Origin of the sequence: Kitasatospora sp. NPDC092948, assembly GCF_044754805.1 — a bacterium.
GTDB lineage: Bacteria > Actinomycetota > Actinomycetes > Streptomycetales > Streptomycetaceae > Kitasatospora.
In genome coordinates, this window is record NZ_JBIVPU010000021.1 from 1 (window position 1) to 13,832 (window position 13,832).

Annotated in this window: 10 protein-coding genes; 1 reads left to right on the top strand and 9 read right to left on the bottom strand. The window is 71.5% G+C overall.

Annotated elements, in window-relative coordinates:
* From ACIQF6_RS34210 to ACIQF6_RS34225, 4 genes are all read right to left on the bottom strand, one after another.
* On the bottom strand, positions 1-275 hold a 275-nt coding region (locus tag ACIQF6_RS34210), incomplete at its 3' end, for a transposase (RefSeq protein ID WP_400902232.1).
* A gap of 87 nt (positions 276-362) precedes the next feature.
* On the bottom strand, positions 363-1,574 hold the full coding sequence (locus tag ACIQF6_RS34215) for an MFS transporter (protein WP_400902235.1): 1,212 nt from the start codon (positions 1,572-1,574) through the stop codon (positions 363-365).
* Positions 1,575-1,957: 383 nt separating this feature from the next.
* Positions 1,958-3,469 carry a DUF2207 family protein gene (locus tag ACIQF6_RS34220; RefSeq protein ID WP_400902238.1) on the bottom strand — a complete coding sequence of 504 codons (1,512 nt, stop codon included), beginning with the start codon at positions 3,467-3,469 and terminating at the stop codon, positions 1,958-1,960.
* A complete protein-coding gene (locus ACIQF6_RS34225; protein WP_400902241.1) occupies positions 3,466-4,032 on the bottom strand; it encodes a LemA family protein in 567 nt (188 codons plus the stop codon). Before ACIQF6_RS34225 ends, ACIQF6_RS34220 begins: the two co-directional genes overlap by 4 nt.
* A gap of 333 nt (positions 4,033-4,365) precedes the next feature.
* Here ACIQF6_RS34225 and ACIQF6_RS34230 point away from each other — a divergent pair, with 333 nt between their 5' ends.
* Positions 4,366-5,598, top strand: coding sequence for a C40 family peptidase (locus ACIQF6_RS34230; RefSeq protein WP_400902244.1), 1,233 nt, complete (start codon positions 4,366-4,368; stop codon positions 5,596-5,598).
* 55 nt (positions 5,599-5,653) lie between these two features.
* On the opposite strand, the gene ACIQF6_RS34235 is transcribed toward ACIQF6_RS34230, so the two are convergent.
* From ACIQF6_RS34235 to ACIQF6_RS34255, 5 genes are all read right to left on the bottom strand, one after another.
* Positions 5,654-7,489 carry an alpha-keto acid decarboxylase family protein gene (locus ACIQF6_RS34235; protein WP_400902247.1) on the bottom strand — a complete coding sequence of 612 codons (1,836 nt, stop codon included), beginning with the start codon at positions 7,487-7,489 and terminating at the stop codon, positions 5,654-5,656.
* The gene (locus ACIQF6_RS34240; RefSeq protein WP_400902250.1) at positions 7,486-9,573 is read right to left on the bottom strand and encodes a flavin monoamine oxidase family protein; all 2,088 of its coding nucleotides are present in this window, start codon (positions 9,571-9,573) and stop codon (positions 7,486-7,488) included. Before ACIQF6_RS34240 ends, ACIQF6_RS34235 begins: the two co-directional genes overlap by 4 nt.
* 26 nt (positions 9,574-9,599) lie before the next feature.
* Positions 9,600-11,090 (bottom strand): Dyp-type peroxidase, encoded by a 1,491-nt coding sequence (locus ACIQF6_RS34245; RefSeq protein WP_400902253.1) that lies wholly within the window; start codon positions 11,088-11,090, stop codon positions 9,600-9,602.
* Positions 11,091-11,327: 237 nt separating this feature from the next.
* Positions 11,328-12,506 (bottom strand): alpha/beta hydrolase family protein, encoded by a 1,179-nt coding sequence (locus ACIQF6_RS34250; RefSeq protein WP_400902255.1) that lies wholly within the window; start codon positions 12,504-12,506, stop codon positions 11,328-11,330.
* 149 nt (positions 12,507-12,655) lie between these two features.
* On the bottom strand, positions 12,656-13,828 hold the full coding sequence (locus tag ACIQF6_RS34255; RefSeq protein ID WP_400902257.1) for an alpha/beta hydrolase family protein: 1,173 nt from the start codon (positions 13,826-13,828) through the stop codon (positions 12,656-12,658).
* Between the last annotated feature and the right edge of the window lie 4 nt (positions 13,829-13,832).

Genomic DNA, 13,832 nt, shown 5'->3' on the forward strand with positions numbered 1-13,832 from the left:
CCGCGCAGGACGTCATGAATGCGTTCGACGGTGCCGTCGTCGTGCCACCACGTGAAGTACCAGTACACCGTCGGCCAGGGCGGGAAGTCCTTCGGTAGCTGCCGCCAGGCACACCCGGTGCGGACCACGTAGAAGATCGCGTCGACGATCCGCCGCCGCGGATGCTTCTCCCGCCGACCGCCCTTCGGACCCACCCGGGCCGGCGGCAGCAACGGCTCCACCAGCGCCCACTGCCCGTCCGCCAGGTCTGACGGATACCCACCCCAAGGAACCACTCACGCAGAGCTCAACGAGCCCGCCGGCCCCGCGGCACGGCAGATCTCAAACGCGGTCTCAGGGAAATCCGTGAGCGGCGAAGGCGGTCAGGCGGGGACGGCGCGGTGGACCCGGGTGGTGGTGAAGACTGCGGCGGTCACGGCGATCGCGGTGAGGGCCAGCAGGCCGGCGGCGTAGGAGTGGTAGCTGCCGTACACGGCGCCCAGCGTCAGCGGCTGGACGAAACCGCCGAGGCCGCCTGCGGCGCCGACCACGCCGGTGACGGAACCGACCTGTTTGGCGGGGGCGAGTCGGGCGACCAGGGTGAACGTTGCGCCGCTTCCGGCGCCCAGGGCTGCGGCCATGGTCAGGAAGGCCATGGTGCCGAGCGGGGCCAGGGGCGGGGTGAAGCTCTGCAGCAGGGCACCGAACGCGGTGGCGGCGAGGGCCCAACTCAGTACCTGTACGGGGCCGGTGCGGTCCGACAGCCAGCCGCCGACCGGGCGCATCAGCACGGCGAGGAGGACGAAGCCCGCCATCCGGTTCGCGGCGTCGGCCTGTTGGAGTCCGTAGGCGGTCTTGAGGAAGGTCGGGAGGTAGACGGAGAAGGCGACGTAGCCGCCGAAGGTCACGGCGTAGAGCGCCGAGGCCCGCCAGGTGACGCGCAGTCGGAGGGCTTCGCCGAGGCGGCGGGCCAGGGGTTCGGTGGGCGCCGTGCGGTTCGGGGCGTCGCGCAGCAGGGCGAAGGCGAGGACGACGTAGACAGCGAGGGCGATCGCGGTGAGGACGAAGGGGGCGGCGATCCCGTGGCTCTTGACCAGATTCACGGTGGTCAGGGCGCTGATCGCGGTGCCGCCCATGCCGGCGCCGAAGATGCCGATGGCGGTGCCGCGTCGCTCCGGGGGGAACCAGGCGTTGACGAAGGGGACGCCGACGGCGAAGGCGGTGCCGCCGATACCGAGGAAGAAGCCGCCGATGAGCAGGGCGGTGAGCGAGGAGTGACCGACCAGGCCGAGGTACAGCACCGGCACGATGGTGGCGGCGGACACCAGCGGGAACATCAGCCGGCCGCCGTACCGGTCGGTGAGTGCGCCCACCGGGATGCGGCCCAGCGAGCCGACGATCACCGGGACGGCAACCAGCAGCGACTGCTGGAACGAGCTGAGGCCGAGGGAGTCCTTGAACCGGGTGCCGAGCGGGCTGATCAGCGCCCAGGCCCAGAAGTTGAGGGCGAATCCGAGGGTTGCCAGGGCCAGCATCAGCGTGCGCTGTCCGGAGGTCGGTGCGGCGGATCTGTTCCCGGTCGGACGGGTGGGCATGGCGGGGTCTCCGTTCATCGTGCGGGGAATCGGGTGACGGTGGGCAGGTGACGGTGAGCCAGGTGCCGGTGAATCAGGCGGAGGGAGGAGAGCCAAGAGGCCGATGCCGTCAGTCAATTCACCTCCGGGCCGGCTCCCGACGGCACGGGCGCGATGGTACGGGAAGGACCGGGTCCGGTAGGCGCGGCGGCGGTCGTCGCACAGGTCGGCGTGCGGACGGCACGCGCTGTCGGCGGGCCGTCGGCGGGCCGGCCGAGGGACGGTGGAGGTACTGGCGGTGCCCCCGCTGCCGCTCTGGTCAGCACGGCACAGCACGGCGCCCGGTGGCGCGACCTGGTGGTCGGCCACCGGGCGCAGGTGCCACGGCAGTTGGTCCCGGTCGGTCAGTCGGCGACGAGTTCCGCCGACCGGACCGTCCGGGTGCCGGGCGAGACCGCGAGGCGGACCACCGCGCCGGGCGGGAGGGCGTGGGCGTCGGCGGGGAGGGCCCAGGCGCGGGTGCGGTCGGTGTGGCCGGTGTCGACGGCGAGGAAGCGGGGAGCCTTCTCGCGTCGGCGGGGTTCCAGGCGGAGGATCTCGCCGGTGACGGTGTGCGGGGCGCGCCGTTCCAGGCCGGCGAGGGCGAGATAGTAGGCGGCGAGCGCGCCGAAGCCGGCGATCGCCACGGTCTCGCCGGTCAGCGGGCCCGGGTGCTCCAGGCCGTGGGACATCCAGCCGTGGGCGCTGGCGAAGTTGCCCGGCATCAGGGCGATGAACGCCAGGAACGCCGTCCAGCGGCTGAGGCGTCCGGCCACCGCGACGGCGAGTACGCCGATGCCGATCCAGCCGGCGCTCAGTACCAGGCCGGGGCGGCGCAGCGTGTCGGTCACGTCGGGCGCGGCCGCCCATTCGGGGCGGCGCAGGACGGCGAACAGGGCCAGGCCGACGGCCATCACGGCTGCGGCGCCCGCCAGTTGGAGCAGCTGGGCGGGGCGGGCGCCGAAGCCGGGGAGGAGCCGCGGGTAGCGGATGCGGACGGGGCGCCAGGCGCCGCCGTAGGAGGACCAGACCCGGCGTCGGTCGCCCGCGTCGAAGCCGAGCAGGCGGGAGGTGCGGGCGGTGACGCCGAGTGCGGTGCCGTAGGCGAGGTAGCGGTCCCAGACGGTGACGGCTGCGGGCGGCAGTTGGGCGAAGTCCTCGTGCGCGCGGAGCCAGGACTGGACTCCGGCCCAGTGGCCGGCGCGTTCGAGCCCGGCCGGGGTCGCCCGCTCGCCGAGGGCCAGCGCCAGCAGGAAGCCCAGCGGGAACACCGGTATGGCGCCGACCCCGAGGGCCGCGCGGAGGGCGTGCCCGCCGGTGACGACGCCCAGTGCGAGGAACACGCCGGGCGCGAAGAGGCCGCCGGACAGCACCGTGGCCAGCAGGGTGCCGAACCGTGCCCGGGAGAGGCCGAGTCGGCGGGCTTCGGCGACGGTCTCCCGGCGGAAGGCGGTGTTCCACGAGCTCGCGCGTTCCTCGGCGCGGAAGGCGATCGCGCCGATCGGGGCGCCGGAGCCGCCGGCCTGTTCGGCGATCCGGTCGAGGACCTGCTGTTCGTACGGGGTCAGGGCGGGGGCGGCCTTGCCGGTGAGGTGCACCGTGCTCTGCGCGGGGTCGTCGGCGGGCTGGCGGATCTCGACCAGGCCGCGCGCCGCGAGATCGAGCAGGGTGGCCGCGGCGGCGTGCTCGACGGAGCGCCACCCGTTCGCCAACAGGGCCACCACTGCCGGTCGTTCGGGGTCGTCGCCGAGTTCCTGCGTGGCGGGGCCGGGGCGGACGGTCCCGTTCCGGGTGGCGGCCAGGGCGATTGCGTAGACCGCGAGCCAGAGCACGATCAGTGCGGCGCCGGCCCAGTAGAGTCGGGTGTCGAGGCTCACGCGAGGTTGACCTGGGGCGCTTCCTGCGCGGCGGTGCCGGCCTCGAAGTATTCCTTTCGGGCGTGTCCGCCGCCGAAGCCGGAGACGATGTTTCCGGGGAAGCTCTCCAGGGCGGTGTGGTAGCTCTGGACGGCGCTGTTGTAGAACTGCCGGGCGTAGGCGATCTTGTCCTCGGCGGTGGCCAACTCGGCCTGCAGCTTGGAGAAATGCTGGTCCGCCTTGAGCTGCGGGTAGCTCTCGCCGAGGGCGAGCATTTTCCCGAGGGAGACGGACAGCAGATCCTCCGCGGCCGCCTTGTCGGCGATGCCGAGGCCGGCCTCCGCGGCCGCCCCGCGTGCGGCGACGACGGATTCCAGGGTGGTCCGCTCGTGCGAGGCGTATCCGCGGGCGCCCTCGACCAGGTTCGGTATCAGCTCGTGCCGGCGCTTCAGTTGGACCTCGATCTGCGCCCAGGACGCCTGCGTCTGATTCCGCAGGCGGATCAGCCGGTTGTACGTCCTGACGACCCACCACACGAGCGCTGCGACCAGCACGGCAAGGACGCCGCCGACGACGAGACCCACGATGTTCACCTCACGTTGTAGTGGCCTTGTGCCGGGCGGTTCCGGCAGGCCGGGGGAGATCCTAGAGCCCGCCGCCGTCGGACTGCCGCCGATTTCGGGTGGCGGCGATCGGGATCGGTTCGGAGGGGGGCCGGTCCATGTGATGACGGATCGTCAATTCTGGTTTTTTGCACCCTTGTTGGTGTGGAGTTGATATCCTTTTGTGCTGCCCCCTGCCATGCCCCGTGAACTGCCCGGATATGCGCAATGTGGTCGGCGGCCAATGTACTGTCAAGTCTTCTGTGTGCTACCCCCATTGATCCGGTGTCCGGGCCGCCGGAAGGATCCGCGGCTATGACTACGCGCGTAAACCTTCTGTCGCGACGGCTGGTCGCGCCCCTGCGGTGGGCGGCTCTGCTGTCGGTGCTGGTGTCGGTCGGAGTGTTCTTCGCCGGTGCCGGGGCGGCGCAGGCCGCGCCCGCCTGCGGGGTGCTGTCCACCGGTGCGGCGTCGCAGGCGACGGCTGCCGTGCGCTCGGCCTGCGGGCTGATCGGCACTCCGTACTCGTGGGGCGGCGGGCACGGGTCGCAGCCCGGGCCGACGTACGGGATCTGCGACTCGTCCAACGGCGCCCCGAACGACTGCAACGTCCGCGGGCTGGACTGCTCCGGCATGGTCCGCTACGCCTACTCGCTGGCGGTCGGTGCGGACGTCATCAACGGCACCACGCGGACCCAGTGGCCGACGTCCCGGGCGGTCGCCCGCTACTACCGGGGGGACGGGGCCGGGCCGCTGCTGCCCGGTGACCTGGTGTACTTCGGCGACACCGCTTCCACCATCCACCACGTGGCGATGTACCTGGGGCAGGGCTGGATCGTCGAGGCGCCCTACTCCGGCGGGTACGTCCAGGTGGCGGCGCTCTCCTCGCACGGCGACTACTACGGCGCGATCCGGCTGTACGGCTCCGGCAACACCACCCCGGCCCCGACCCCGCCGCCGGCCGGCGGCGGGCAGTACTGGGTGAACACCTTCTCCAACGCCCCGGTGTACGCCTCGCCGACCTCCACCAGCAGCACGGGAACGCTGTACCAGGGCACCAACTACGTGTACTGCAAGGCGTGGGGCCGTGAGGTGTCGAGCGGCAGCAGCTACAACCACTGGTGGCTGAGGACGGACCCGGACGTCGGGCCGAGCGGCCAGTGGGTGTCGGCGTTCTACCTCTCCGGCTGGGGCAACGACGTGGCCAAGGACAACAACGGCACGACCGTCCCGGACTGCGCGGGCGGCGGAAGCGCCCCGGCCCCCACCGGCAAGTACTGGGTGGACACCTTCGCCAACGTGCCGGTGTACGCCTCGCCGACCTCCACCGGCGCCACCGCCACCGGGACGCTGTACCAGGGCACCAACTACGTGTACTGCAAGGCGTGGGGCCGTGAGGTGTCGAGCGGCAGCAGCTACAACCACTGGTGGCTGAGGACGGACCCGGACGTCGGCCCGAAGGGCCAGTGGGTGTCGGCGTTCTACCTGTCCCACTGGGGCAACGACGCGGCCAAGGACAACAACGGCACGACCGTCCCCGACTGCTAGACCGCACGCAACCGGCCCCCGTCGGACGACGGGGGCCGGCGCGTCGGGCGGGGAATCAGGGACAGTTCTCGTCGATCTTGTACTGCAGGGCCCTCGGGTAGTCGTGCCGGCTGAGGCGGACGCGGGCCAGGATCGGGGCGTGGTTGAGCTGGTTGGTGGGGTCGGCGATGTCGGTGAGGAGGGCGTCGAGTTCGGCGTGGGTGCTGAGCTTGAAGCCGTGCATCTGGTCCTTCTCGGAGCCGAAGACGTGGGCCAGCTTCTCGTAGTGCCACGGGTGCAGGACGTTGTAGAAGTCGGCGCCGTCGGACGGCCTGCCCTTGTAGTAGCAGGGGCTGACCAGCATCTGCTCGATGCCGTAGAAGCCCTCGTTGTCGAGGACGAAGATCACCGGGCGCAGGTGGTGGCGGACGTGGGTGGACAGTTCCTGGCAGATCTCCTGGAACGAGCCGTCGCCGACGAACACCATCGGGCGCTTCAGCGGCTGCTGCCGGCCGAACGCCACGCCGGTGGCCGCGCCGACCGAGTAGCCGATGGACAGCCAGCTGTTCTGCGCCATGAATCCGGCCCGCTCGGTGATCCGCAGGTTCATCGAGCCGAGCAGCGAGAAGGCCGCGTCCGAGACCACGGTGAACGGCGAGGGGGCGTCCGGGATTCCGCCGGTGGCCTCGTGCTCCAGGAAGTGGTTGATGCGTTCGAAGAAGCCGTCGTAGGTCAGTTCGGTCTTCTTGTGGTGCCGGGCGCTGAGCGAGCCGAGGAACTCGGCGGTGGTGGCGGGGACGTCCAGGCCCGCCTTGTGGGCCAGCGCGAAGTGGTCGGCGGGGAACGTCCTTCCCGCCAGGGCGGTCTTCAACGCGGGGACGAAGTAACGGAGTTGGACGTCGGGGAAGTACATGGCGCCGACGCTGACGCCGCCGCGGGCCGCCACGATCCAGTCGTCGCCGATGGACTGCTCGCCGTTCAGGTTCTTGGACGTGGACCACGTGCCGAGGCCGATCCGGCAGCCCGCGTTCTTGAAGGTGTCGCGGATCTCCGGCAGGCTCGCCTTGCCGTTGTAGACGCCGGCGAACAGCGGGTGCAGTTCGGAGACCACGGACTTCGCGCCGACGGTGGTGCAGAACTGCATCTCGGTGGCCTCGACGAACTCCGCCAGTTCGTTCTCCAGCCGCTGGTGCAGCAGTTCCTCGCCGGCCCAGACGATCGGCGTCCGGTACTTGGTGATCAGCTCCACCGCTGCGGCCACGGCCTTGTCCAGGATGTCCTGGTTGCGCTTGGTGAACGGCCGCTCGTGCGCTCGGAGCCGACCCTGCGGGGGGTCGCACGGCGCGTGCCAGAGGTCCTCCATGACCTCCAGGTAGACCGGCTTGCGCTCGGTCAGGCAGGCGGTGATGGCGCTGTCGATCTGCGAGGGCGCCAGCCCCGGGTTGGAGAGCACCTGCGCGTCCACCGTGACCTGCCGGTAGACCTCCAGGTTGCTCTCCCGGCGCGGGCTCATGTGCGAGGTGAGCAGGCCCACCGCCTGGAAGTTGAGCCACTGCTCGTAGGACGGCGCGCCGTTGATCGCGATCAGCGGCACGTCCTCGACGTACGCCCCGCCGATGGTGTTGAGCAGGCTGAACGCGCCCACGCTGTACGTCACAGCGACGGCTGCGACACCCTGCTCGGGCTGGTCCGGGGCGGCGTCGGCGAGCCGGACCCGGGCGTAGGCGTCGGCGGCGTAGCCGGCGCCCATCTCGGTCGGGGTGCCGACCCAGCGCACCGAGGTGGTGTCCTGCATGACCGTCAGGAACGGGCCGAGCAGGTCGCCCGGCACGCCGAACACGTACTGGATGCCCAGCTGTTCGAGCCTGGTGGCCAGGTAACGACCCACGGTCCATTCGTTGTTGCTGCTCATCGGTGCAGTGCCTCCTGTTGGTTCTCCTGGCGGAGCTGGACTTCGGGCCGGAGCCGTCGTTCGGCCGCCGGCGCCGTCGCCGCGTGCACGGCGAGGGCGGCCCGGACGGCGGTCTCCACCGCGCCCTCGACCCAGGCGTGTTTGAGCGAGATGTGCTCGCCGGCGAAGTGCACGGGGCCTTCCGGCTTGCCCGCGTCGAGGTGGAAGCTGGTCATCTGGTGCGGGGTGTACACCGCCGCCTCGCCGAACGCGTACGGGTCGCGCAGCCAGCTCTGGGTCTGCCCGTAGCCGGTGTAGAACACCTCGATCCGGCGGCCGTGCACCGACTGGAGGTTGCGCAGCGCGAACACGTACCGCTCGTCGTCCTCCATGGAGTCCCAGCGCGCCGCGTCGTCGGACCAGCTGTAGCTGGCCAGCACCACGCCGCCGCCGTCGCCGTCGGGCACCGGGTGGGAGGGGTAGTACATGAACCGGTTCGGGTTGTCGGTGGTCGAGCCGCCGCCGAAGCAGTCGGTGGCGGGGCGGACGCTCGCCCGCAGCAGGGGGGTGTGGCGGTAGGCCTCGCGCTGGCCCTCGCTGATCCGGTGCTCGTCGACGCTGGCGTGGGCGCCGAGCAGCAGCTTCGGCACGCCCCGCGGCGGCCGGTGGCCGTTGTGGGCGGCGGCGACGGCGGCCTCGGCGTCCTCCTCACCGGTGCGCTGGTAGTAGTCGTACAGGCCGGGGGCGATGGCGTCGAGTTCGACCTTCCAGTCCGCCTCGGTGAACTCCCACCAGCGGCGGGAGAATTCGAGCAGCACCTTGGTGGCCTGGTCGTAGTGGGTCTCGATGATCGCCCGGCGCTTCTTGTAGGAGAACGGCGGCGCCACCTGGACGAAGCGCAGCGCCGAGAAGGGGATGGTGACGATCGCCAAGTCGCCCTTCCAGACGGTGGGTTCGGCGTTCGGCTGGTCCTCGGGGACGGTGTGGACGGCGACCTGCGGGCCGACCGGTCCGACGTCGCGGGCGTCGGCGCCGTCCCGGCGGGCGTCCCAGTACTCCAGGCGGATCATCCGCCGGCCCATCTGGATCTCGTCCCGGAGCTGCTCGGCGAGCGCCTCGGGCAGCATCCGGGTGCCGCCGGCGATCTCCCAGTAGGTGACGTTCGGGTTGATGTCGCTGCGGCCCAGGAAGGAGTGGAAGAAGGCCAGGTGCAGCCGGGAGGTCATGTTCTCGATGGTGCCGATCGCCTCGATGGCCTCGTCGCTGAAGCCCGCGTACTCGCGCAGGAAGCGGCCCATCGAGAAGCCGTCGAAGTCGTGGATCACCCGGGCCCAGCCGTCCAGCCACTCGGCGAACGGCTTGTTGACCCGCTGGTCGCCGTCGACGTCCGAGTAGTAGTCGCGGACCGGGTCCAGCGCCTGGCTGATCATCGTGGCGGCGGTGATCCGCGCCTCCTCGCCGGTGAGGTGGAAGCCCTCGTTGATGCCGGTCGGGTCTTCGGTGTACTCCTTGCGGCGGTTCTGGATCCGGTTGGTGCGGATCCAGGAGTTGTTGCGCTTGGCCGGCTCGCGGAACTCGGGGCTGTCGGCGCCGTACTTCCAGACCTTGCCGGTCTCGAAGGACTCGTAGACCACCGGCGGGACGGGCGCGTTCTGGTTGCCGGTGTCGGGGTCGATGTCGACGTTGAAGAACAGCCGCCGTTGCAGGCCGAGGCTGTCGATCAGGGCGAGGGTGAGCGGGTGGAAGCTGGGCAGTCGCATCGCCCCGGCCTCCGCGTACTGCTTCGGGTCGTGGAACGGCCCGTCGCCCTCGGCCGCGTCCTCGTCGGCGTGGAAGGTCTTGATCCGGCCGCCCACCCGGCTGCCGTTGGCCTCCAGGATGGTGACGTGGTGTCCGGCGTCCTTGAGCAGCTTGCCGGCGACCAGGCCCGCGATGCCCGCGCCGATGATCAGCACGTCCTTGCGGGCGCCGTTCGGCGGGAGGCCGTCCTTGATCAGGACGTCGAGGTAGCGCAGCTTCAGGTCTTCGTCGTTCGGGCCGACCAGCAGAAGTTCGCGCGCCAGCTGCCGGGAGGTGTGCCGGCGGGCGCTGTCGGTGTTCTTCACGGGGGCTCTCCTTCTCGAACGGGCGGTCAGGAGCCGACCGGCTGGTTGGGGAGGTCCTTGCCCTCGGCGAGCAGCCGCAGCGTGGAGACGGAGGGGGTGAAGGCGTAGAGCGCGCCCGTGGTGCGGACGAAGCGCGGCATGTCGACGGTGCCGTGGGTGCCGTCCGCGAGCCCGATGCCGGCCTGGCCGGCGAGGCCGACGACCTTGTCGAAGCCGTTCGGGGCGGGCGTGGAGCCGTCCGGTTTTCCGGGCGGGAACGTCGGGCTGTTGGACCAGTGCTGCTGGACCAGCTCGAACTGCTGCTCCAGCGAGGTGCCGTAGCAGACGAACATCAGCCCGCGGTCCTGGCCGTCGTCCGCGCCGCCCGGGAACTCCGGGCCGTACGGGATGCCCCGGCGCATCAGGCGGTGGCTCTTCGGCTTGTTGTCGCCGATGCCGGCGAAGGCGCGCGGGTGGGTGCGGCGGATGTGGGCGATCCACGGGGTGTGCTGCCCGGCCGGGTCGTTGGTGTAGTCGAAGTCGTTGCGGTCCGAGCCGAGGCCGGTTACGGCGCCGTTCGGCGGGGCGAGCGGCGTGCCGTCCTTGAACCGGCCGAACAGGCAGGCGCCGAGCCGGGTCGGGTCCATCGTCCCGGTGAACTGCTTGACGCCGTCCACCACGGCCTTGTTCCAGCCCGCGACGTCCTGGCGCAGGCGGCGCACCACCTGGAGCGAGCCGTTCTTCATCCACTCGGGGGCCTTGCGGTCGCCCTGCTCGCTCTTGTGGCCGAAGACGAACTCGCCGGGTTCGATCAGTTCGGTGCCGGCGTGGACGTCGCGGAAGCCCCGGTGCTCCGGGTCCTCCCGGTGGAAGTCCTTCACACCGGGCTGGGAGATGCCGTCCTTGTAGCCGAAGTGCTCGTGCCCCTTCAGCGCGCCCGTCAGGGTGCGGCCCCGGTCCACGTGGACGCGGCCGATCCGGTGCGCGGCCTCGACCGCGTCGAGGTTCCTCAGCTTCTCCTGCAGCAGCTCGTCGGTGTCCGCGGCGACGATCAGGACGGCGTGCACCGCCCGGTCGCCCGTTCCGGCGCCGAACAGCCACTGCTCGGGGTCACTGTCTCCGGTGTCGCCGAGCGCCCGGGCCCGGGCGGCGGCGCCCTCGCGGAAGGCGACGAAGGCGCCGAGGTCCTGCTCGACCTGGTCGGGCTTGTCGGCGACCGCCATCAGGCCCTCGAAGGTGAGCGACACCCCGCAGCGGACGACGGCGAGGTCCGGGTCGCGGCCGAAGGCCCGGCGGGCCAGCGAGAACTGCTCGTTGAAGTCCTCGGTCTCGCTGGTCGTCGCCACGGTGTTGAGGATCGCGGAGAGCCACCCGCGGCCGCCGGCGGCGTCCGGGAAGTGCAGGTAGCGGAAGTCCATGAAGTCCTTGTTGAACGCCGCCAGGACGTTGCCCTGGATGTCGGTGTTCGTCCGCAGCCCAGGCTGCGGGAGCTGCTCGATGACGGGTACGCCGGTGGGGCGGGCGGAGGTGGTGGTCACGCTCGGGCTCCTCGGGTGCAGGCAGCGCTGATCACATGATGCGGTCGGCTCGGCACTCAACGTAACTTTCCGGCCGAGGGCCCGGCCAATGGGCATCGGCCTTCCGAAGCCCCCGGGGCCCGTCCGGCGGACTGACGGTGTGTCATCGAACGAACGGCGGCGGACGGCGGCCCCGAACGCGTGCGAGGCCGCCGGCGGTGGCCGGCGACCTCGGGTTCTGGCGGGTGGCAGCAGTGGCTACGGGTGGAAGGCGATCTCCGGGTTCTGCGGGGTCGGGCCGGCGAGGATCGGCTGGGAAATGCCCTTCAGCTGGAGGTCGAAGAAGGCCGCGACGTATTGGCGGGTCAGCTGGACGCTGCGGGCGGCGGTGAGGGTGGTGCCGGGAGGCTGGGGGATGCCGAGCGGTTCGGCGAGGGCCGGGAGGTCGGTGAAGGTGCCGTGGTTGGAACCGTCGACGGTGAGCCAGCGCTTCCAGCCGTCGAGGTGCGCCCAGCTCTCCGTCCAGCTGGGGTCCTCGTCCCCGGCGTCCAGGTGGTGGCTGATCATCAGGAACGGCCTGCCGCCGAGCCCGGTGGCGGGGACGGGGACCGCCATGGTGCCGTCCAGGTTGACGCCGGCCCGGACGCGCGGGTCGGACAGCATGGTCGGGACGGCCGCCGCGCCGCCGACGGAGTGCCCGGCCATGCCGATGCGGTCGCGGTCGATCAGGTGGGCGTAGCGCCACGCCGGGTGCCCGGGGGCGGTCAGCCGGTCGAGGACGAAGGAGACGTCCTTCGCCCGGCTCTCGTCCACGGCCACTTTCTGCGCGTCGCTGGGCGGAATGTCGCAGGCGGCGCAGGTGGTGGTGTGGCCGTCGGGGAAGGTGGTGCCGGCGTTCTCGTAGGTGTGGTCGACGAGTGCGACGACGTAGCCGTGGCTGGTCAAGTCCTCGGCGAGGGCGGTCAGTTCGGTGCGTGGCATGGTGAAGCCGGGGGAGAGGACGACCAGCGGGAAGCGGCCGTGCTCGGGGGTCGCGTCGGTGCGGGACCAGGTCCGGGTGTCGACGACCGTCTCGGTGGGGATGGTGTTGCCGGGCACCTTCAGGTCGAGCATGAGGCGTGCGGCTTCGGGTGTCATGTACGGTGCGGGGCCGCCGGTGCCGGCCTTGGCGGGGTAGTACATCGACACCATGAGCTGGCGAGGTCCGGCGGACGGCACCCACGGGTCGGTGCGCTGCTGGTCGACCAGGTGCAGGATCTGCCGCCCGACGGCGAACGGCCCGGTCGGGCGCGGGAGTTCGAGCTGAACGCTCGCCTGGACGGTGGCGGAGGCGGCGGGTGCGGGCGCGGCCAGTGCGGGCACGGCGGTGGCGACGGCGGACAGCGGCAGGGCGAGCAGCAGGGCTGCCGTCGCGGCGGTGCGGGGGATTCGGATCATGTTCCGTACCGTAGGTCGCTGGTACGGAAGTTGACGTCGCGTCAGAGGCGTAGGGGATCGTACGGAGAAGGCGCCGTGGTTGCGGGGGTCGTTCCCTAGGGGTCGTCGGGGGCCGCCGGGCTCGACGGCCCGGCGGCCCGGGGCGGCGGCTAGGGCTGGAAGGTGATCTCCGGGTTCTGCGGGGTGGGGCCGTCGAGGATCGGTTGGGGGCGGCCCTTCAGCTGGAGGTCGAAGAACGCCGTGACGTACTCGCGGGTCAGCTGGACGCCGCGCTCGGGGCTGATCGTGGTGGTGGGCGGGTGCGGCAGGCCGAGCGGTTCGGTGAGGACCGGGACGTCGGTGAAGGTGCTGTGGTCGGAGCCGGCGACGGTGAGCCAGCGCTTCCAGCCGTCGAGGTTGTTCCAGGCGTCCGTCCAGCTGGGGTCCTCGGGGCCGTCGAGCGGGTGGCCGATCATCAGCAGCGGCTTGCCCTTGAGGCCGGTGGCGGGGACGGCGAAGTCCATGGTGCCGTCCAGGTTCACGCCGGCCCGGACCCGGTCGTCGGTCAGCATGGTCGGCACGGTGGCGGCTCCGCCGACGGAGTGTCCGGCCATGCCGATGCGGCTGCGGTCGATCAGGTGGGCGTAGCGCCAGGCCGGGCGCCCGGGGCCGGTCAGCTGGTCGAGGACGAAGGAGACGTCCTTGGCCCGGCTCGCGTCCAGGCCCGCCCAGTCCTCCGGGGTCCGGAACTTGCCGCACATGACGCAGGTGGTGGTGTGGCCGTCGGGGAAGGTGGTGCCGGCGTTCTCGTAGGTGTGGTCGACGAGTGCGACGACGTAGCCGTGGCTGGTCAAGTCCTCGGCGAGGGCGGTCAGTTCGGTGCGTGGCATGGTGAAGCCGGGGGAGAGGACGACCAGCGGGAAGCGGCCGTGCTCGGGGGTCGCGTCGGTGCGGGACCAGGTCCGGGTGTCGACGACCGTCTCGGTGGGGATGGTGTTGCCGGGCACCTTCAGGTCGAGCATGAGGCGTGCGGCTTCGGGCGTCATGTACGGTGCGGGGCCGCCGGTGCCGGCCTTGGCGGGGTAGTACATCGACACCATGAGCTGGCGAGGTCCGGCGGACGGCACCCACGGGTCGGTGCGCTGCTGGTCGATCAGGTGCAGGATCTGCCGCCCGACGGCGAACGGCCCGGTCGGGCGCGGGAGTTCGATCTGAACGCTCGCCTGGACGGTGGCGGAGGCGGCGGGTGCGGGCGCGGCCAGCGCGGGCACGGCGGCGACGACGGACAGCGGCAGGGCGAGCAGGAGCGCTGCGGCCGCGGCGGTGCGACGGGTTCGGGTCATGTGT

Excerpts from the sequence above, each read along its gene's own strand:
- ACIQF6_RS34215 (WP_400902235.1), bottom strand. The coding sequence starts at position 1,574 with ATGCCCACCCGTCCGACCGGGAACAGATCCGCCGCACCGACCTCCGGA.
- ACIQF6_RS34230 (WP_400902244.1), top strand. The coding sequence starts at position 4,366 with ATGACTACGCGCGTAAACCTTCTGTCGCGACGGCTGGTCGCGCCCCTG.
- ACIQF6_RS34235 (WP_400902247.1), bottom strand. The coding sequence starts at position 7,489 with ATGAGCAGCAACAACGAATGGACCGTGGGTCGTTACCTGGCCACCAGG.
- ACIQF6_RS34250 (WP_400902255.1), bottom strand. The coding sequence starts at position 12,506 with ATGATCCGAATCCCCCGCACCGCCGCGACGGCAGCCCTGCTGCTCGCC.
- ACIQF6_RS34255 (WP_400902257.1), bottom strand. The coding sequence starts at position 13,828 with ATGACCCGAACCCGTCGCACCGCCGCGGCCGCAGCGCTCCTGCTCGCC.